At 62.7% G+C, this 19,268-nt stretch carries 16 protein-coding genes; 6 read left to right on the forward strand and 10 right to left on the reverse strand.

Annotation, left to right across the window (positions count from 1 at the left end; genetic code table 11):
• Window positions 1-14: 14 nt before the first annotated feature.
• The 8 genes from SOP85_RS19000 to cysD all read right to left on the reverse strand — a co-directional run bounded on the left by SOP85_RS19000 (window position 15) and on the right by cysD (window position 8,431).
• The gene (locus tag SOP85_RS19000; RefSeq protein ID WP_323627853.1) at window positions 15-806 is read right to left on the reverse strand and encodes an SDR family oxidoreductase; all 792 of its coding nucleotides are present in this window, start codon (window positions 804-806) and stop codon (window positions 15-17) included.
• Between the two features lie 40 nt (window positions 807-846).
• Window positions 847-1,314, reverse strand: coding sequence for an SRPBCC domain-containing protein (locus SOP85_RS19005; protein WP_274074655.1), 468 nt, complete (start codon window positions 1,312-1,314; stop codon window positions 847-849).
• 20 nt (window positions 1,315-1,334) lie between these two features.
• A complete protein-coding gene (locus SOP85_RS19010) occupies window positions 1,335-1,790 on the reverse strand; it encodes a nuclear transport factor 2 family protein (protein ID WP_323627854.1) in 456 nt (151 codons plus the stop codon).
• Window positions 1,791-1,811: 21 nt separating this feature from the next.
• A complete protein-coding gene (locus SOP85_RS19015) occupies window positions 1,812-2,528 on the reverse strand; it encodes a hypothetical protein (protein WP_323627855.1) in 717 nt (238 codons plus the stop codon).
• Between the two features lie 31 nt (window positions 2,529-2,559).
• Entirely contained in the window at window positions 2,560-3,747 is a 1,188-nt protein-coding gene (locus SOP85_RS19020; protein ID WP_323607344.1) for a sulfotransferase family protein, read from the reverse strand.
• Window positions 3,744-4,856 carry a DUF1214 domain-containing protein gene (locus SOP85_RS19025; RefSeq protein WP_323627856.1) on the reverse strand — a complete coding sequence of 371 codons (1,113 nt, stop codon included), beginning with the start codon at window positions 4,854-4,856 and terminating at the stop codon, window positions 3,744-3,746. Before SOP85_RS19025 ends, SOP85_RS19020 begins: the two co-directional genes overlap by 4 nt.
• Before the next feature lie 69 nt (window positions 4,857-4,925).
• Window positions 4,926-6,839: a sulfate adenylyltransferase subunit CysN gene (cysN, locus tag SOP85_RS19030; RefSeq protein ID WP_323627858.1), complete on the reverse strand. Its 1,914-nt coding sequence runs from the start codon at window positions 6,837-6,839 to the stop codon at window positions 4,926-4,928.
• Window positions 6,839-8,431, reverse strand: a complete 1,593-nt coding sequence (gene cysD / locus SOP85_RS19035; RefSeq protein WP_323627881.1) for a sulfate adenylyltransferase subunit CysD — start codon at window positions 8,429-8,431, stop codon at window positions 6,839-6,841. Before cysD ends, cysN begins: the two co-directional genes overlap by 1 nt.
• A gap of 438 nt (window positions 8,432-8,869) precedes the next feature.
• Here cysD and cysQ point away from each other — a divergent pair, with 438 nt between their 5' ends.
• Window positions 8,870-9,634 (forward strand): 3'(2'),5'-bisphosphate nucleotidase CysQ, encoded by a 765-nt coding sequence (cysQ, locus tag SOP85_RS19040; protein ID WP_323627859.1) that lies wholly within the window; start codon window positions 8,870-8,872, stop codon window positions 9,632-9,634.
• A 71-nt stretch (window positions 9,635-9,705) separates the two neighbouring features.
• Here cysQ and SOP85_RS19045 read toward each other — a convergent pair whose 3' ends face one another.
• Together SOP85_RS19045 and SOP85_RS19055 are read right to left on the reverse strand one after the other, a co-directional pair.
• Window positions 9,706-10,140 carry a nuclear transport factor 2 family protein gene (locus SOP85_RS19045; RefSeq protein WP_323627860.1) on the reverse strand — a complete coding sequence of 145 codons (435 nt, stop codon included), beginning with the start codon at window positions 10,138-10,140 and terminating at the stop codon, window positions 9,706-9,708.
• A gap of 489 nt (window positions 10,141-10,629) precedes the next feature.
• Window positions 10,630-11,958, reverse strand: coding sequence for a spinster family MFS transporter (locus SOP85_RS19055; protein WP_274074663.1), 1,329 nt, complete (start codon window positions 11,956-11,958; stop codon window positions 10,630-10,632).
• Between the two features lie 254 nt (window positions 11,959-12,212).
• On the opposite strand from SOP85_RS19055, the gene SOP85_RS19060 reads away from it, so the two are divergent.
• From SOP85_RS19060 to SOP85_RS19080, 5 genes are all read left to right on the forward strand, one after another.
• Complete coding sequence (locus SOP85_RS19060) at window positions 12,213-13,298, forward strand: alkene reductase (RefSeq protein ID WP_323627861.1); 1,086 nt, start codon at window positions 12,213-12,215, stop codon at window positions 13,296-13,298.
• The gene (locus tag SOP85_RS19065; RefSeq protein ID WP_274074665.1) at window positions 13,295-15,148 is read left to right on the forward strand and encodes a long-chain-acyl-CoA synthetase; all 1,854 of its coding nucleotides are present in this window, start codon (window positions 13,295-13,297) and stop codon (window positions 15,146-15,148) included. Before SOP85_RS19060 ends, SOP85_RS19065 begins: the two co-directional genes overlap by 4 nt.
• Complete coding sequence (locus SOP85_RS19070; protein WP_274074666.1) at window positions 15,141-16,226, forward strand: MBL fold metallo-hydrolase; 1,086 nt, start codon at window positions 15,141-15,143, stop codon at window positions 16,224-16,226. Before SOP85_RS19065 ends, SOP85_RS19070 begins: the two co-directional genes overlap by 8 nt.
• A gap of 67 nt (window positions 16,227-16,293) precedes the next feature.
• On the forward strand, window positions 16,294-17,961 hold the full coding sequence (locus SOP85_RS19075; protein WP_274074667.1) for a DUF1302 domain-containing protein: 1,668 nt from the start codon (window positions 16,294-16,296) through the stop codon (window positions 17,959-17,961).
• A gap of 93 nt (window positions 17,962-18,054) precedes the next feature.
• The gene (locus SOP85_RS19080) at window positions 18,055-19,266 is read left to right on the forward strand and encodes a thiolase family protein (RefSeq protein WP_274074668.1); all 1,212 of its coding nucleotides are present in this window, start codon (window positions 18,055-18,057) and stop codon (window positions 19,264-19,266) included.
• Window positions 19,267-19,268: the final 2 nt, after the last annotated feature.

Raw genomic sequence — 19,268 nt, forward strand, 5'->3', positions numbered from 1 at the left:
TCGCCTTCAAGGGCTTAGCAGGGCAGGTAGTGGCCGCCGTTGACGTCCAGTTGCGCGCCGGTAATGACCTTGGCGTAGTCGCTGGCCAGGTACAGGGCGGCCATGGCGCAGTCACTGTCTTCGGGAATCTTGCGCAGTGGAATCTGTTGCGCGACCTGGTCCACCAGCGACTCTATCGGGACGCCCAGGCGCTTGGCTTCGCTCTCGAAGTAACCGATGACGGGCGCGCCCCACATCCAGCCCATGAAGGTGGAGTTGACGCGGATGCCGAACGGGCCGAGATCCTGGGCCAGGTATTGCACGGCGGTTTTCAGCGCGCCTTTGGAGACGGCATAACCGGACTCCAGCTGGTTGGGGGTGCGGGTGGCCATGGTGTTGATCATGACGATGCTGCCTGACTTCTGTTTCTTCATCTGCGGCAGCACCGCCTGGGTCATGTGCATGGTGCCGAACAGGTTGACGTCCATCGCATTGCGCCAGTCGGCCATTGACGACTCGGAGGAACTGCCCCAGGCGCCGTGGGCGTAGGCGGAATTGATCAGTACGTCGATCTGGCCGAAGTGCTCGATCGTCAGGTCCGCGAGCGTCTGGCACTGATCGACCCGGGAAATGTCGGTGGGGACTTTCAGGATAGGGGTGCTGTAGCCCGCGTCGCGGACCGCTTGCTCGGCCTGATCCAGCTTGGCCGGGGTACGTGCAGCCAACACCACGGCCTTGGCCTGATACTCCGCGGCGCGCACGGCCAGCTTGATGCCAAGGCCTGGACCGATACCGGAAATGATGACGACTTTATCTTTGAGCAACATGGTGATTACCTTCTTATTGTTCTGGTAAGGAGTGGGTCGTTCAGGTGCGACTGGCGTGCAGTGCTTCAGCACGTCGTTTCAGGTCCAGGGCCATCTGGTCGAAGCCGGTTTTTACCCAGGCACCGTGCTCGCGCATGATCGTGTCCTGGTTCAGGCCCAGGAAAATATCGGTGGTGAAATAGCTGCAGCGGTTGGCATCGATGGCCTTGATGTACTGGTCGCGGCGGGCGGCGTCCATGTTTTCCGGGACGGGGCGCTGCTCCCAGGACAACAGTTGCTCGGGGTCGCAGGCCACGAGGTATTCGAACACCGGAACGGTTTCGCCGGTCTCGGGGGAAAGCACCTGCATATGCACCTCGTCGCCGATCTGCAGGCCGCAGCGAATGTGCGGACAGAAGCTGTTCCACTGGTGGTAGTTGTCCAGATCGATGAGCACTTCCCAGACCACCCGGGCGGGGGCATTAATTTCCACCGTGTGGGAGGTCACTATGTTTTCTGCTCTGGCCATGAAGGTCTCCTGTCGTGCATTCAGTTGATGGGTCTGGAGGTGATCTGCAGCTGTTCGCTCAAGGGCTGGAGAGTCTCGAGCAGGGTTTCGTAGCCCGTCTCGGCGATCATCCAGCGCTCGCCGCGCTTGATGTAGCGATCCTGGTAGATCGCGCTGCCGTGCATGTGGGTGTTGTCCTCGAGGTTGATGAACACGTAGCTCAGGTACCAGAGGGCTGTGGCCTGATCGCCAGCGACTTCGATTTCCGGGGTGTGACCGTTGTGGGTGGCCAGGCGGGTCTTGGTGAATGAGGTGCGGTAGAAGTCCAGCGCATCGCCCAGACCGTTGACGTGGAACTCGTAGGCAGGGCTCTTGAACGACAGGGCGACGTCCTCGGTGAGCATGCCCTGGAGCATCTCGATATTGCCGGTGTCGATGGCGCGAAAATAACGCGCCTTGAGCTGTTTGATCAGCTCGATAGCTTGCAGGTCCAACATGTGAAACCTCCTTGGGGCCATTCAGGCACTGAGCTGGTACTCGCTGGTGAGGATGCAGTCGATCTTCTCGAAGTCGATGAATGTGCTGGTCGATTCGTACATGGCCTGCTGGCGCTGCACGCATTTTTCCGGGTCGCCCAGGGCGGCGAAAAAACCTTGCGGATTGCCGAGGGCCTCGGGCGGGAAGTTTTCTTCGACGATGGCGTGCAGCACCGGCGCACCGAAGGAAAGCGCCCGTACCACGGTATTCTGTCGGTAGCCGAAGATCGATTGCAGTGGATAGGCATTAGGGCCGTGCCCGTTGCGCCAGGTATCGTACCAATGCTCGTAGCTCATCCGATCTGGCTTGTGCAGCAGCGCCACCTGGTTCATGCCGGGTGTGCGCTCGCCGAGCGGCACCCGGTACCGAGCGGCACGGGTCTGGCGTTCCTCGGGGTAGGGCTCGGATTCCACCACCAGATACGCCTCCAGGCGGCTGCTCAACGGCGCCACGATGGTCTTGATCGCGGGCCATTGCGAGGCACTGTCCAGCCACAACGACAGCATCCCGTCCAGGGGCGCTGTGCTGTTGGTGATGCGTTGCGCGGATGCACTGGCAACCGCCTCATCGACCAGCATGACGCGGATGTTTTCTCCACCGGCTGCGGCTAATGCGTCGCGCAGCCCGAGCAAAACCGCACGCCATTGCCCGGCGTCGAGTCGCGCCGGCTTCCACAAGGTCAACATGATTTTTTCCATGATTTCTCCAGCCCTTGTTCAGGATTGACGCTCAGTGATTGACGCCCAGGTGACGGGCGCGATATTCGCTGTAGTCCTGGGTCATCTGCGCCTCGTTCAGGCCAAAGCGTTCCAGGCTGTAGTCGTGGCTGGCACGTTTTTCCCGGCTGTTTTGCGCCAGCCAGCCCTGCGCGTCGGTGCGGGCTTTATCGGTGAACGGCAGGTTGGCGAAGGCGTAGACCTTTTCCAGCACCAGCAGCGGCTGCTTCACGGTGTCGGCGAAGTGGATGTCGAGAAAGCGCTCGGGCGCATGCTGCTCGCGCACCTGCATGGTGTGGCGGATACCGCGCGCCATGCGGTGGTTCCACTGCTCACCGGCGGCTTTCGGGTCCGGGTTGTCGCTGTACATCTGCCACAGGGTGTGGGCCATGCTGGCCATCGACGGGATGGTCTGGGCCGGTTCACGGTGGGTCAGGATCACCTGCGCCCCGGGGAAGACATCCAGTAGCAGATCCAGGGTGTGCAGGTGTTGTGGCGCCTTGAGCAGCCAGCGTTGAGCCGCCGTCTCACCCCGTTGCTGTTTCTGCCACTGCAGGAACTGCAGCATCTTCTTCAGTTGCGTGTAGACCGGCCGCTGGTCCTGCTGATCCAGCCAGCGGGTGTAGCTGGGTACATTCACGTAGGCGTCCATGGCGCACATGAAGGAATGCTCCATGAGCATGAACTCTTCATCGCAGAGCAGGGCATCGAGCGGGTGGATCGCGAGGATCTGCGGGATCACCTCGGCCATCAGATCGACCTCTGCCTTGGCCTGGGCGATGCGCTTGGCCGGTGCGGCCAGGGTTTCGCCAGCCAGCGGTGCCGGAAAACGGGTTTCCCACCAGGCGGCGCAGTAGAAGCGTGGGTCGACCGCCAGCGTGCGCTGCAACATGGTGGTGCCGGTGCGCGGCAGGCCGACGATGACCAGCGGGTCGTCGATTTCTATCCGGGTTATTTCCGGATAACGGCTCAGGTAGTCTTCCATCACCAGGCGGTTGACCAGTTGCCCGACCAACCGTTCTTCCAGCAGATGCAAGCCGGTTTGCGACAGCCCGGCCTCGCTGGCCAGGGCATCGAGCAGCGCCTGCAGGGACGCCCGGTAGTTATCATCGCCAAAATGGCTCAGGCCGTCGGTGCGAGCGATTGCGCTGGCCAACAGCTTGTCGACGGTCAAATCTTCAATTCGGCTGGGCGCGTTCATACGACCTCCGCGACGGCAGCGACGTTTACCACGCGAGTGGTGGGGTGGCATTGCTCCCGGGCGCCGACCCAACGCAGGCAGAACGTGCCCTGGCGGACGCCGGCGGTTTGCAGCCAGTTGCTCACTCCGGGGTCCCGCTCACTGAGCACCAGCGTCACCCCGCCGTTGTCGTCGTACCGGGCCTGGTGCTTGTTGAAGCAGATGCGGTGGTAGCGGTAGTCCAGCGACTCCATCCAGTAATTGTTGATCTGCAGGTTCCAGAAGTCGCAGTCCGGCACCTTATCGATGTGGATGACCAACGCCTCGTCCTCGGCCAGCGCCCAGTGCGAGTGGTAATAGAAAATATTTGGATCGCCGCCCACCGATTGGCAGAGCACCTGGTTGGCCGGGGGCAACTGATTGCTGTGCGGCAGGTAGCTTTGGCTCCAGTCGGCGAACAGCCGGGCGGTGTTCTCGACGAAGCTCGATACCCGCGCCAGGCCTTGTTGGAACGTCGCCGGGTCAAGGGCCAGTGGCTTGGCATCGGTGCCGATGCGTTCAATGCTCAACTTGGCCGGCACTTCGCTGCGACGGTCCAGAAACGTCTGGCGGACGATCAAGGCGTTGGTGGCGCCTTCCATTTTCAACCAGTTGCCCGCTTGCGGTTCGCGGCTGAGGATGATTTCGAAGTTGCCCTGGTCATCGAGTTGTAACTGGCTGGCATCGATGAAGCCGGTCTGGATCAGGGTGCCGTCGGTTTCATAACCGCCTTTCTGGGTGCCAAAGCTCAGGTAGGCGACACTGCCGCGCTGGCCTGTGATGCGATAGTCCAGCGAGCCGTCCAGGCGCGAGTACTCGTAGAGATTGTCCGGGTTGTCGGCACCGATCTTCGCGGTCTCGTGGGAGGTCTTGAAGAAACTGGGAAACGCCGGGTCGGCAAACTCGATGTGCATCTCCAGGCCGATGCGCAGCAGGCGTGTGAGGTAGCGGAAGCCTTCGGCGCGGGTGGCCGCATCGGCAGGTGCTTCGGGACGCAGGATCTGCTCGCCGCAGCGCTTGAGGTGATCGCAGAACGTGGCCCAGGTCTGGCCACTCGACAGCTGTTGTTCGTCAATAGAGCTGATTGTCATTGTTGGACTCTCTTGATGGGGTGAGCCCAGCTCGAGCGCCTGTGCAGAGGCGTGAACCGGGCGTCGGGGCTAGCGTTCCTGACCGATGAAACCGCGCTCGGTCAGCACCTCGATGATCCGGTCCACTGCACCCTCCGGCGTCAGCTTGCTGGTCTGGATATGGATGTCCGGCTTGCTCGGCACCTCGTAAGGTGAGTCGATGCCGGTGAAGTTTTTCAGCTCGCCGCGGCGGACTTTCTTGTACAGGCCCTTGGGGTCGCGTTCCTCGGCCACCGCCAGCGGCGTGTCGACGAAGATCTCGATGAACTCGCCATCCTGCAGTAGCCCACGCGCCATCTCGCGCTCGGAGCGGAACGGCGAGATGAAGGCGGTCAACACGATCATCCCGGCATCCACGAATAACTTGGACACCTCGGCCACCCGGCGGATGTTCTCCACCCGGTCGGCATCGGTGAAGCCCAGGTCGCGGTTCAAGCCGTGACGCACGTTGTCGCCATCGAGCAGGTAGGTATGGCGGCCGCGGGCGTACAGGCGGGTTTCCAGCAGGTTGGCGATGGCCGACTTGCCGGCGCCCGACAAACCGGTGAACCACAGCAGCACCGGCTGCTGGCCCATCTGTTCGGCGCGTGCCTTCTTGTTCACATCCACGTGCTGCATGTGGATGTTCTGCGAACGGCGCAGGGAGAACTCGATCAGGCCGGCGCCGACGGTGGCGTTGCTCAGGCGGTCGATGAGAATGAAGCTGCCGGTTTCGCGGTTGTCCTTGTAGGGATCGAAAGCGATCGGCTGGCTGGTGAAGAGGTTGCACACGCCAATCTCGTTCAGCGCCAGTTCCTTGGCTGCCAGGTGCTCCATGGAGTTGACGTTGATCTTGTACTTGGGCACTGCCAGGGTGACCGGCAACGTCTTGCCGCCGATCTTCATCAGGTAGGGGCGGCCGGCGAGCATGGCCTGCTCGTGCATCCAGATCAGGCTGACCTGGAACTGGTCGGCGACGCTGGCCGGATCTTCTGCAGTGGACAGGACATCGCCACGGCTGCAATCGACTTCGTCGGTCAGGGTGAGGGTAATGGACTGGCCGGCCACGGCTTGTTGCAGGTCGCCATCGAGGGTCACGATGCGCGAAATCCGGCTCTCTTGCCCGGCCGGCAACACACGCACACGGTCGCCGGGACGAATCATGCCGCTGGCGATGGTGCCGGTGAAACCACGGAAATCCAGGTTGGGGCGGTTGACCCACTGCACCGGCATGCGGAACGCCAGTTTCTGCTGGTGCGCCTCGTCGATCTCGACGGTTTCCAGGTAGCCCATCAGCGTGGTTCCGCGATACCAGGGCATGTGCTCGCTCTGCTCGGTGATGTTCTCACCGCGCAGCGCGGACATCGGGATCGCGATGACATCCTGAAGATTGATCTGCTTGGCGAACGCGCGGTAGTCATCGACGATGGCGTTGAAGACTTTTTCCGAGTAGTCCATCAAGTCCATCTTGTTGACGGCCAGCACCACCTTGCGAATGCCGATCAACGAAGCCAGGTAGCTGTGACGCCTGGACTGGGTCAGCACGCCGCGGCGGGCGTCGATCATCACCACGGCCACGTCGGCGGTGGAGGCACCGGTCACCATATTGCGGGTGTACTGCTCGTGGCCCGGGGTGTCGGCCACGATGAACTTGCGCAGTTCCGTGGAGAAAAAACGGTAGGCCACGTCGATGGTGATGCCTTGTTCGCGCTCGGCGGCCAGGCCGTCCACCAACAGCGCGAAGTCCAGTTCGCCACCCTGGGTGCCGTCTTTTTTCGAGTCGGCTTCCAGCGCTTCCATCTGGTCTTCGAAGAGCATTTTCGAATCGTAGAGCAGGCGTCCGATCAGCGTGCTCTTGCCATCGTCCACGCTGCCACAGGTGATGAAGCGCAGCAGGCTCTTGTGCTCGTGGGACTTGAGGTATTGCCCGATATCCTCGGCAATCAGGTCGGATACGTGTGCCATTAGAAATACCCCTCTTGTTTTTTCTTCTCCATCGATGCGGACGCGTCGTGGTCGATCATTCGCCCCTGGCGCTCGGACGTGCGGGTCAGGAGCATTTCCTGAATGATCTTGGGCAGGGTGTCGGCATCGGACTCCACGGCACCGGTGAGCGGGTAGCAACCCAGCGTGCGAAAGCGCACGTTGCGCATCATCGGCACTTCACCCGGGTTCAGCGGCATGCGTGCGTCATCGACCATGATCAGCATCCCGTCACGCTCGACCACCGGGCGCGGCGCGGCGAAATACAGCGGTACGATCGGGATGTTTTCCAGGTAGATGTATTGCCAGATGTCCAGCTCGGTCCAGTTGGACAAAGGGAACACGCGGATCGACTCGCCCTTGTGTTTGCGCGTGTTGTACAGGTGCCAGAGCTCCGGGCGCTGGTTCTTCGGGTCCCAGCGGTGCTGGTCGGAGCGGAAGGAGAAAATCCGCTCCTTGGCCCGGGATTTTTCCTCGTCGCGACGTGCGCCGCCGAAGGCCGCGTCGAAACCGTAGTGATCGAGCGCTTGTTTCAGCCCCTCGGTCTTCATGATGTCGGTGTGGATCTGCGACCCGTGCTTGAACGGGCTGATGCCCATTTCAATGCCTTCGGGGTTGGTGTGGGTCAGCAGGTCGACGTTGAGCTTGGCCACCATCTGATCGCGGAAGCGATACATCTCCTGGAACTTCCAGGTGGTGTCGACATGCAGCAGAGGGAAGGGCGGCTTGGCCGGGTAGAAGGCCTTCATGGCCAGGTGCAGCATGACCGCACTGTCCTTGCCGATGGAGTAGAGCATGACCGGGTTGTCGGATTCGGCGACAACCTCGCGCATTGCCTGGATGCTTTCCGCTTCCAGTCGTTGCAGATGGGTAAGCGTCATGGATTTGCCTCTCGCTTTTTGTTGTTGTCGTTTATCAACGTACAACCGCTGCGATTCGGACTTATGCGCGACTTGATGTTTTAACATCAGGCGCAGCATCTGCAGCATGGGGTTACGGGGCGGGGTGCTGGCAACCGCGGCAGGTGTGTCGTCAGGGTTGACGTGGGCGGCTTGCTGACCGATCTGGGTCGCCAGTTCGCGGGCACCGCTGAGCATTGCGCTGGCTTCGGGCAGATGAAACAGCTGCAGCCGCTCAGCGCGTTCGCCGGCCCAGGTGATGAAGGTCGCGGCGCGTTGCCAGTGCATGCCCGAGAGCAGGGCAAACACTTTGCGGTCTGCCGAGCGATGCAGGCGGTCGAAGAACGCTTGCAGGTGGGGCGCGCGCAAGCCGTCTTCATAAGGCAGCCAGAGCACCTTGCCGCGATTGCTCACCGCGCGCAGCACCCCGTGACTGAGCTTGCCCTGATCGTTGCGGGCACCGTAGTCATCGATCCAGTGGATCTCGCCATTCTGCGTACGAGCCTGTTCGAGGATGTCCCGGTAGGTGCTGCGGTACCAGCGCTGTACCGCCAGCGAAGCATTGGCGACACGCTTGGCCGGGCGCTCGGCATTGAGCTGCCAGCGTTGCAGATAATGGGCGGCGGTGCGTTCGGGCAAGTCGATGTCGTGCAGGCGCTTGACCAGTGCCTGCATCGCTTCCAGGTGCCAGAGCAGGAACGGTAACTGGTGCCGTTCCGGCGGCGTGCTCACCAACAGCTGGTAGATGTTCTGTTCCTGCTCGGCAGACAGGCTGCGGCCTTCACCTTGCTTGCGCCCGCGCTCGCGCACGGGTACCGCCTTCCATCCACCGGCTTGCCACGCCTTGTAGGCAGCGATGATGGTCGGCGAGGAGAGTCCGGTGTCCTGGCTGATCGCTTTGAGCGTGCTACCGGCGATGCGCAATTGCACGGCACGCAGGCGAAGCTTGTTGATCTGTGGAACGGACAGCTGATTGCCGTGGGACACGGGAGCTCCTGTTAAACATCCATTTGCGCAGTGGCGTTGGAGTGGATGTCTGTACTGTTCCCGGATCCGGAAAATCGCGCATAGGCCGAATGGACCATGGGAAGAACAAAAAACAGGAGAATTGCCATGAACGAGTCAATGACTGTTCTGCTTGAAGACGTCATCGGGATTGCCCGCCAGGCGGGCGAACTGGTGTTGGAGGTGTACCGTTCGGATTTCGAGGTGCGCGGCAAGGACGATGCGTCGCCAGTGACCGAGGCTGATGAGCGTGCCGAGGCTTTGATTCTGCAGGCCTTGGCGGCGCTCACGCCGCAGATTCCGGTGATTTCGGAAGAGGCTGCCGCCGCAGGCAAGGTGCCCGAGGTCGGCAGGCGTTTCTGGCTGGTGGACCCGCTGGACGGCACCCGGGAGTTCATCAAGCGCAACGGTGAGTTCACCGTCAATATCGCCCTGATCGACAACGGTGAGCCGGTGCTTGGGGTGGTTCTCGCACCTGCGCTTGCGCGACTGTTCGCCGGTGCCCGTGGTTGTGGAGCCTTCATCGAACAGGCCGGGCAGCGCCAGCCAATCCACTGCCGTGCAGTGACGCAAGAGGGCCTGGACGTGGTCGCCAGCCGCTCCCATGGCGATGCCCAGGCGCTGGATAAATTCCTCGACGGGCGCCAGGTGCGATCACTGAAAAGCGCAGGCTCGTCGCTTAAAATTTGCCTGGTCGCTTGCGGTGAGGCCGACCTTTATCCACGCCTGGGGCGCACCATGGAATGGGATATCGCCGCGGGGCATGCGGTGCTGGTGGCTGCCGGTGGACAGATCCGCACCCTTGGCGGCGATGCGTTGAGTTATGGCAAGCCCGGCCTGGACAACCCGCATTTCTATGCTCACGGGTTATAGCCGCAATTTGCTTGTGCATGGGCCTGTTTCCGGGGATGGAAGCAGGCCCTTTGTGTTGGCGATTGCGCGATCTACATCGACAGATGCGCGCTCAAGTCCCCCATCATGTCCAGATGCGAATAATCACGAAAGCTGAAGCGCCAGACGCCGTCCATGCGTTCAAACTCATCGAGGTAGCGCCCGCTGGCGATGGGTTGCAGGGGACGGGTGTCGGTGGCTTGCAGCACGGTGTAGCAGGAGCGCACCTTAGCGGTACCTGCGACTTCGTCGAGGTCGATGATCGGGTTGCTGATGATGTGTCGGGTGCGGGGTGTGCCGCAGGGGTAGCGCTTGATTCGTTGTTGCCAGACGCCCAGCAAAGCGCTGTGATCGAGGAAGGCGTCCTGGCTTTGCAGCTTGATCCGGGCATGACGAAACAGCTCGGCCGCCTCGACCAGTTGGCCGCTGTCCAGGTATTCAGCGTAACGGTAGAGCAGGTTGCTGATCTGTATGGCGCTGGTGCTCATGGTGATCCTCTTTTTTGTAGGAGCCGGCTTGCCAGCGAAGGCGGCCTGGCAGCCAACCAATCTCTCGCGGCTATACCCAATCCATTGTGGGAGCTGGCCTGCCGGCGATGGCGGCCTGACAGCCAACCCATCTCCCACGGCCTCACTCGATCCACTGTAGGAGCTGGCTTGCCAGCGATGGTCGTCAACGATGACGCGGGGAACCTGACACCCCACGGTGCTCTCAGGTTTTTCGCGAGCAAGCTCGCTCCTACAGAAACCCACTGTGCTGAACAGGAACGAAGACCGTGTAGGAGCAAGCTTGCTCGCGATGGAGGTCAACGATGACGCGGGGAGCCTGGCACCCCGCGGTGCTCTCAGGTTTTTCGCGAGCAGGCTCGCTCCTACAGAAATGGCGTCATCCAAGTTTCCCGCCAATACGTGAGGAACCATTAAAAAGCCGCTGCAACCGGGCAAGGGTTGCAGCGGCGTGGTGATGCGCGAAGGCGGTCAGGCAGTCACGGGCCGGATCACCGCGAGGGACGCAGCGGGGCTCTTCATCTGTTGACGATAACGCGGCAACGCCAGGGCCAGGAATACGCTGGCCAGCGCCAGCATCGACACCGATGAGGCCAGGGCGTAGCGCAACGATTCACTGCCCAGGGTGGGCACGAAGAAATCGCTGAGCATGCCAACGAAAAGCGGCCCGATACCCACGCCCAGGAGGGTCATGGACATGACGAAAATCGCCGTGGCCTGGGCCAGGCGTGTCGCCGGGAAAAGATGGGTAATGGCGCTCAGGCAGGGTGTTGCCCACCACACGCCAAAGAAGGCGAACGCGCTGTAGAACAGGAACGCCTGCGGCACGGCGATGCTGCCGATATGGAACGCCGTGCCTTGCGGCCAGAGGAAGTACGCCAGGGCGAACGGGATGCTGATCAACGTGCCCAGCAGCGGCACGCCGATTTGCCAGCCGACATCGCGCCGTGCCATGCGGTCGGTGAGCATGCCGCAGACCAGCGTACCGATGGCCGCTCCACCGCCGCCTACCACGCCGACCAGGAATCCGGCCTGTTGCATGTTCAGACCGTGGGAACGGATCAGGAAGCTCGGGCTCCAGGTACCGATGGCGTAGCCGGCAATCGCCGCCGCGCCGCCGGTGAGCACCAGCCACAGGAACGAGGGCATGCGAAACAGCTCAGTGAGGGTCTTGAGCCAGCCGTCATGTGGCAATGTGGCGCTGCTCAGCGGTACGACTCGCTTGGGCGTACGCACAGTCAACAGCAGTAGCAGGCCGAGGAAAATGCCGGGAGCGCCGATCAACAGGAAGGCGTAGCGCCAGCCATGGTGTTGGGCGATCCAGCCGCCCAGCCCCAGGCCGACAACCGCCCCCAGGCTGGAACCGAGCATCAGGAATGCCAGGGCTGTGGAGCGGCGATTGGCCGGATACAAATCCGAGACCATCGCCACCGATGGCGCCGTGCCGCCGGCCTCACCCACAGCCACGCCGATCCGCGCCAGCACCAGGGTCAGAAAGTTGCCGGCCATGCCGCAAAGCATGGTCATCAGGCTCCAGGCGATGCAACTGAAGGCGATCACCGGCTTGCGCCCGATGCGGTCCGACAGGCGTCCCAGCGGGAAGCCGAACACGGTGTAGAACACCGCGAAAGTCACCCCCGACAGCAAGCCGATGCCGGTATCGGAAATGCCGAACTCGAGTTTGACCGGCTCGATCAGGATCGCCATCAACTGACGGTCGATGTAGTTGAACACATAGATGCTGGCGAGCACGAACAGCGCGTAGTGCGTTCGCCATGTGACGGGGGTGGACTGGTTCACTGCGGGTGCTCCCGGTTTTGTTCTAGTTGGCGCGATGCTCTACGTGCACCGGGTTTTTTTCATCGTCCATTCAGACCATTTTCGGCTTTGCAGCCAAGCCGCCGCGCACGTTGGCAAACCTAGTCTTGTCGGACGATGTTTCGCTCGCGCCCAACGTCAATCATTCAGCCCGTATCCGCTGCCTTGCCAGCGTTTGCCCACGTTGTGGCAAGCCCTGGGACAGCCTGAAAACAATAAGAAGCTGAGGAATTGAAATGAGCGTCTTGTTCGAGCCGATCGCCCTGGGCGAACTGCAATTGGCCAACCGCATCGTCATGGCCCCCATGACCCGCAGCCGTGCCCTTGCCGATGCGATACCCGGCGGCGATATGGTCGAATACTACCGCCAGCGGGCCGGTGCCGGCTTGATCGTGGCTGAAGGCACTGCGCCGTCCGCCAGCGGCCTGGGCTATTGTCGCACCCCGGCCATCTACAGCGACGAGCAGATCGTCGGCTGGCGACGGGTCACCGAGGCGGTGCATGCCGAGGGTGGGCGCATCGTTTTGCAGCTGATGCACGTCGGCCGCGCCGCCAGCCGCCACAACAAGCCGGCCGGGGCGGCCACGGTAGCACCTTCGGCATTGCGTGCACGCACCCAGGTGTTCAGCGACGCTGCCGGGCTGGTGGACACTGACGAGCCACAGGCGCTGACCCTGCAAGGCATCGGTGAGGTCATCGAAGATTACCGCCAGGCTGCATTGAATGCGCGCCTGGCCGGCTTCGACGGCGTTGAACTGCACTGCACCAGCGGTTACCTGCCGATGCAGTTCATGTCCTCCGGCAGCAACCAGCGCAGCGATGTCTACGGCGGCGATGTGACGGGGCGGGTGCGTTTCGCCAAGGACGTGATCGAGGCCATGGCCAGCGCCATCGGCTCCGGCCGTGTCGGTTTTCGCCTGTGCCCCGGCAACCCCTACAACGACATCGACGACCGCGATCCGGCCGAGACGGCGGCCGCCCTGTGCGAAGCCGTGGCACCGTTGGGCCTGGCGTACCTGCACATCATGCGCTCGCCCCTGGCCGAGCTCGATGCCTTCGCCCTGGCGCGCCAGCACAGTCCCCATGCCTTGATCCTCAACGATGGTTTCGACGGCCCTTCGGCCAGTGCCGCTCTCGCGTCGGGCGAGGGGGCTGCCGTGTCGTTTGGTCGTCACTTTATTGCCAACCCCGATCTGGTGGAGCGCTTGCGGCGTGGCCTGCCGCTGTCGGGTTTCAACCGCAAGACCCTGTACACGCCGGGCCCGGCGGGCTACTCGGATTACAGCACCTATCAAGCCAATGCCCAGGAGGTGGCGCAATGAACCTGAATGACTTGAGCCACGGCCTGCCGACACGCGCGGTCCCACGGGAACAGACCCAGGCACTGCTCGACCAGCGCTCGGCCGCCGCCGGGCTGATCAAGCCGGGTGATCACTACACCGTGGCCGACCGCCTGGAACAACGGGCGAGCGAGCAGGGTGAGCGCACGTTTCTGATCTACGGCGAGCAGACCCTGAGCTACGCCGAGGTCGATGCCCGGGCCAACCAGATGGCCCACACCTTTTATGCCAATGGCCTGCGCGCCGGCGATGTCTGCGCCCTGGCCATGGAAAACCGCCCGGCGTTCTTCTGCACCTGGTTCGGCCTGGTCAAGCTCGGGGTGGTGGTGGCCTTCATCAATACCCAGGTCAACGGCCGTGCGCTGTTGCATGCGTTGCAAACCACCGACGCCAGGGCGTTGGTGATCGGCGAGGAATGCCTGGCGAATGTGCAGGCCACCGAAGGTTTTCCGGACCTGCCGTGCTGGCTGATTCGCGACGCGGAAAATCCCTGGAGCGGCCCGCTGCCCAAGGGCATCGACGGGCATTTCGCTGCACGCCTGGAGAAAGCCCCGCGCACGCCGTTTCCCCGGGATATCCGCGCGCGCATCGAAGCCCAGGCCGCGATGCTGCTGATCTTTACCTCGGGCACTACCGGCTTGCCCAAGGCTGCGCGCTACAGCCACATGCGCTGGATGTCCTCGGGCGATGTGATGGAAGTCACCCTGCAAGCCACCTGCAAGGACGTGTTCTATTGCTGCCTGCCGCTGTACCACGGCGCCGCGGCCACCTCGGTGACCTCTACCGCGCTGCGCGCAGGTGCCGCCATCGTGGTGCGCCGCAAGTTCAGCGTGCGCGAGTTCTGGAAGGATGTGGCGCGACACCAGATCAGCATCTTCCAGTACATCGGCGAGATCTGCCGCTATCTGCTCAATCAGCCGGTTCAGGCGGGCGAGCGCGAACACAGCCTGCGCTGCATGCTCGGCGCCGGGCTGTCGCCGGACTCCTGGCAGCGCTGGCTGGAACGCTTCGGCCCGATCCAGGTGTACGAGGGTTGGGGTGCCACCGAAGCCAATTCGGCACTGATCAACGTCGACAACTATTTTGGTTCCTGCGGACGGGTGCCGGACTGGAACAAGACCAACCTGCGGCTGGTGCGTTACGACATTGAAAACGACTGCCATCCACGGGATGAAAACGGCTTCTATCAAGTCTGCAAAGTGGGTGAGGTTGGCGAGGCCATGGGCTTTATCGTCGATCACCCAGAGATCGGCGGCGGGCGTTTCGAGGGTTACACCTCGGCCGAGGCGACCGAGAGCAAGATCCGCCGCAATGTGTTTCGCGAAGGCGATGCCTACTGGAGTTCCGGCGACCTGGTGCGTGAGGACGCCGACGGTTACTGCTACTTCGTCGACCGCATCGGCGATACCTATCGCTGGAAAAGCGAAAACGTTTCGACCCTGGAAGTGGCCGACGCCCTGGGCGATCTGGCGGGCCTGGAGCTGATCAACATCTATGGCGTCCAGGTGCCGGGCCATGAAGGACGCGCCGGCATGGCCGCCGTGCTGATGCAGGCAGGCCAGGTTTTCGATCCCGCCGCCCTGTACGCCCTCAGTGAAGCGCGCCTGCCGCGTTATGCGGCACCGGTGTTCGTACGGGTCACCCAGGCGGCAGACCTGACGGCCAGCTACAAGCTGCGCAAGGTCGATCTGCAGCGCCAGGGTTACTGCCCGACTCGATGCAGCGATCCGCTGTTCATCCGCGACGAACAGGCCCGCAGCTATGTGCCCTATTCGCCAGAAGCCCTGGCTCGTGCCGGCCTGACCCCCTTCGCGGTGGCCGACCATGGCTGATCTCGACGCCAACGGTCACGAACTGCGCAGCGGCCTGCGGTACCCCTGGCCGCAGGCGCCGGACTCCGGGCAGGTGCGTGAAGTGGCGCCGGGCGTGTGGTGGCTGCGCATGCCGCTGCCGTTTCGCCTGGACCACATCAACCTCTATCTGCTGCGCCATACCGATGGCTGGGTGGTGGTCGACACCGGCATGAACACCGCGCAAACCCGGGAGGTCTGGGACCGGGTGCTCAGTGAAGTGTGCGGCGGGCTGCCCGTGCTGGCGGTGGTCTGCACCCACTTTCACTCCGACCATGCCGGGGTCGCCGCCTGGCTCAGCGAACGTTTTCATTGCCCGGTGTACATGACCGCCAGCGAGTTCCACTCACTGCATCTCAAGTTTCCCGCCGAACAGCCACCGGGCTGGGATTTCCTCGATTTCTACCGCAAGGCCGGCGTGACCGACGAGCACAGCAGCGAGATGTTCGCGGTGATGAGCAATGCGCATTTCCTGCCGGCGCCACTCAACCATTACCGCCGTTTGTGCGAGGGCAGCGTCCTGGCTATCGGGGGCCGCACCTGGCAGGTGGTCATCGGTCGCGGCCACTCGCCGGAACATGCCTGCCTGTACGCCGCCGATGACGGCTTGCTGATCTCCGGCGACCAGGTGCTGCCGCGCATTACCTCCACCGTCGGCGTGCATGCCACGGAGCCGTTGGCCAACCCGCTGCGTGACTGGCTCGATTCCATCGAGCACCTGCGCAGTTTGCCCGACAGCGTGCTGGTGCTGCCGGCGCACGAGCGGCCGTTTTTCAATTTGCATGAGCGCCTGGATCAACTGCATGCCCACCACCAAGGGCATCTGGCGCAGGTGCTGGCCAACTGTGACGAGCCGCGCACCGTGCTCGAACTGATGGCCGTGTTGTTTCCCAAGCTGTCGGGTCGTTTCGACGAACTGATGGCGCTGGGCGAAACGTTGGCCCATGCCAACTACCTGGTGGCCGAAGGGTCGCTGGAACGGGAAGAGGACCGGGGGCGATATCGCTTTCGGCGTGCTGTAAGGGGAGCGTGCGCTGTTACCCCGCTCAAGGTTTTTTGAGCGGGCAGCACGGCAGCAGTGTTGAACATTCCAGGCAGCCAGCCGGTTGTCATTGAGGAGAGTCAGTGTGATCAACAAGAACAACAATAACTCCACGGTCATCGGTTCGCGTGCGTTTGAGCTCACCAGCCTGGCGGCGGCCATTGCGCTGGTGTCAACACCGGTGTGGGCGGGCGATACGATCGAGTTCGACAATGGCGCGACCATCGACTGGTCGGTGACCACCAGCTACGGCATCGGTGTGCGCACTGGCAGTCAGAGCGATCGCTTGCTGACGGTCAACGCCGACGATGCCAACCGCAACTTCGACAGTGGCAGCCTGACCACCAACCGCGTGGGTGCGCTGGCGGAAATGATCCTGCGCAAGGACAACTACGGCGCCGTGGTGCGCGGCAGTACCTTCTACGACGACGTCTACCACCGCAAGAACGATAACGACTCGCCTGCCACTGTGAACAAGAACGGCGACAACGACGAGTTCACCAGTGACACCCGCTACTACAGTGGCGGCCGCAGCAAACTGCTGGACGTCTATGTGTTCAGCGGCTGGCGCTTTGACAACGACACCATGCTCGACGTCAAGGCCGGGCGGCACATCGAATCCTGGGGCGAGAGTCTGTTCTACCCGGGTGTGAACGGCGTACAAAACCCTTCCGACGCGGTAAAAGCGTCGCAGCCGGGTGTCGAGGTCAAGGAAGTCCTGTTGCCGGTGGGCCAGTTCTCCGGCTCGTTCCGACTGAACCCCCAACTGACCTTCGGTGCCTACGTGCAATACGAATGGAAGGGCACGGAACTGCCGCCGGTGGGCAGCTACCTGTCGGGAAGCGACGTGGTTGGGCCAGGTCGCGAGTTTATCTACGCCAACGGCCAGAAGATCGCCTACCGTGGCACCGACAAGCCGAGTGATGGTGGTCAGTGGGGCGTGCAGATGCGCTACCGCCCGGTACCGGCCCTCGAGCTGTCGCTGTTTCACGTCAACTACCACGACAAGAACCCGGCCACCGCCCTGGTCGGCTACGACCCGCTGCCAGTGGGCGGTGGCCGCAACGCCTTCGTCAGCAATGGTTACGAGATCAAGTATTTCGAAGACATCAAGCTGACCGGTATCAGCGCCTCGACCAAGATTGGCGACACCCAGGTCGGCGCCGAATGGTCGTACCGCGACGGGGCGCCGGTGATGGTCAATACCGGCCTCGGCGCGGTGCCGGCCAAGGGCAAGGGCCAGCAGATGCAGTTGTCGGCGATCCGAATCCTCGGCGATCGCCCGTGGGCCAGCCAGACCAGCCTGACTGCCGAAATCATCCGCGTGCAGGTCGACAGCGTCGAGTCCACTTCGGCGGCGCCCAACCTGCAAGGCGTCAACCTGTTACCTTCCCTGGCACCCCTGGTGGCTCCTTCCGATGACTATACCTACAGCACAGCCGCGGGTTACCGCACCAAGTCTTCAAGTGCCTACACCGTGGGCGCATCGTTCAGTTATCCGGGAGTTTTCCAAGGCTGGGATCTGGAAGTCCCCCTCAGCTTCTCCAACGTCTTCAGCGGCTCCACGCCAATGGCCGGAAGCATCTCCGGCGTCGCCGGCGACCGACGCCTGAGCGCGGGCACGACCTTCAAGTACCTGGGCAACCTGGAACTCGGCTTGAGATACATCGCCTACCTGGGTGAAGCCGATGCGATCGACCGTCCGTTCGCCGACCGCGACTACGCCACGTTCTCGATGAAATACACCTTCTGACCGACCACTCAAGCTCCGCGGCGCTCGATGGCGCCCGGACCTCAAATACAACCTGGAAAAAGCCGCAGCGTAACGCTTCGGCATGGAGGCACTATGGGGCTCAAGGGGCATGCGGCCATTGTTGGCAGCGCACAGTACAAACCGGAGAAGTACTCCACCGCACCCAAGATGTTTCACCTTGAACAAGTCGCCGACCTCGCGGCCCAGGCGCTGCGCGATGCCGGGCTCAAGGCCTCGGACCTCGACGGGCTGGTGATCAACGGCCCGCATTTTCATGAAGCCTCGGTGTTCGTACCGGCTATGGCTGCCGAGTACCTGGGCCTGCGCCTGAACTTCGCCGAAGTGGTGGACCTGGGTGGCTGTACCTCGGTGGGCATGGTCTGGCGCGCCGCCGCCGCCATCGAACTGGGGTTGTGCCAGGCCGTGCTGTGCGTCATCCCCGCGCGCATGGCGCCATTTGGCCCCGACGAGGATCCTGGCTGGATGGCCCGCTCCATGCGCTTTGGTGGGCACAGCACGGCATTCGGTGCGCCCGAAGCCGAATTCGACCTGCCATACGGGCACATGGGCCAGAACACCGGCTACGCCATGATCGCCCAGCGTTATGCCGCGCAGTACGACTACGACCAGCGGGCGATGGCCAAGATCGCCGTCGACCAGCGCACCAACGCCCTGGCCAACCCGCAAGCGATGTTCTATGGCCAGCCGTTGACCATTGAGCAGGTGCTGGCCAGCAAAATGGTCGCCGACCCGTTGCACGTCCTGGAAATCGTCATGCCGGTGGCCGGTGGTGCCGCGCTGATTATCACCAGCAAGGAAGTGGCGGCGAGGGCGCGCAAGCGTCCGGCGTTCATTACCGGGTTTGGCGAACACCTGGCATTCAAGTCGCCGTCCTATGCCGAGGACATGCTGCACACGCCCATCGGCCCGGCTTCGCAGCGGGCCTTTGCCATGGCCGGGCTCAAGCCCAAGGACGTCGATGCCGCGCAGATCTACGACTGCTACACCATCACCACGTTGCTCACCCTGGAAGATGCCGGTTTCTGCGGCAAGGGCGAGGGTATGGCGTTCGTGCGCGAACACGACCTGACCTGGCGTGGCGATTTCCCGATGAACACCCATGGCGGGCAGCTCAGTTTCGGCCAGTCGGCCTCCGCCGGTGGCATGAGCCAGGTGATCGAGGCGGTGACGCAGATCGCCGGCACCGCCGGTGAACGCCAACTGGGCCGCTGCGACAGCGTCTACGTCTCCGGCACCGGTGGCGTGATGAGCGAGCAGGGCGCATTGATACTTCAGGGAGCATAAGC

Origin of the sequence: Pseudomonas sp. YuFO20, assembly GCF_035064975.1 — a bacterium.
GTDB lineage: Bacteria > Pseudomonadota > Gammaproteobacteria > Pseudomonadales > Pseudomonadaceae > Aquipseudomonas > Aquipseudomonas putida_AE.

Excerpts from the sequence above, each read along its gene's own strand:
- SOP85_RS19000 (WP_323627853.1), bottom strand. The coding sequence starts at position 806 with ATGTTGCTCAAAGATAAAGTCGTCATCATTTCCGGTATCGGTCCAGGC.
- SOP85_RS19005 (WP_274074655.1), bottom strand. The coding sequence starts at position 1,314 with ATGGCCAGAGCAGAAAACATAGTGACCTCCCACACGGTGGAAATTAAT.
- SOP85_RS19010 (WP_323627854.1), bottom strand. The coding sequence starts at position 1,790 with ATGTTGGACCTGCAAGCTATCGAGCTGATCAAACAGCTCAAGGCGCGT.
- SOP85_RS19015 (WP_323627855.1), bottom strand. The coding sequence starts at position 2,528 with ATGGAAAAAATCATGTTGACCTTGTGGAAGCCGGCGCGACTCGACGCC.
- SOP85_RS19020 (WP_323607344.1), bottom strand. The coding sequence starts at position 3,747 with ATGAACGCGCCCAGCCGAATTGAAGATTTGACCGTCGACAAGCTGTTG.
- SOP85_RS19025 (WP_323627856.1), bottom strand. The coding sequence starts at position 4,856 with ATGACAATCAGCTCTATTGACGAACAACAGCTGTCGAGTGGCCAGACC.
- cysN (WP_323627858.1), bottom strand. The coding sequence starts at position 6,839 with ATGGCACACGTATCCGACCTGATTGCCGAGGATATCGGGCAATACCTC.
- cysD (WP_323627881.1), bottom strand. The coding sequence starts at position 8,431 with ATGCAGGCACTGGTCAAGCGCCTGCACGACATCGACTTGCCCGAACGC.
- cysQ (WP_323627859.1), top strand. The coding sequence starts at position 8,870 with ATGAACGAGTCAATGACTGTTCTGCTTGAAGACGTCATCGGGATTGCC.
- SOP85_RS19045 (WP_323627860.1), bottom strand. The coding sequence starts at position 10,140 with ATGAGCACCAGCGCCATACAGATCAGCAACCTGCTCTACCGTTACGCT.
- SOP85_RS19060 (WP_323627861.1), top strand. The coding sequence starts at position 12,213 with ATGAGCGTCTTGTTCGAGCCGATCGCCCTGGGCGAACTGCAATTGGCC.
- SOP85_RS19065 (WP_274074665.1), top strand. The coding sequence starts at position 13,295 with ATGAACCTGAATGACTTGAGCCACGGCCTGCCGACACGCGCGGTCCCA.
- SOP85_RS19070 (WP_274074666.1), top strand. The coding sequence starts at position 15,141 with ATGGCTGATCTCGACGCCAACGGTCACGAACTGCGCAGCGGCCTGCGG.
- SOP85_RS19080 (WP_274074668.1), top strand. The coding sequence starts at position 18,055 with ATGGGGCTCAAGGGGCATGCGGCCATTGTTGGCAGCGCACAGTACAAA.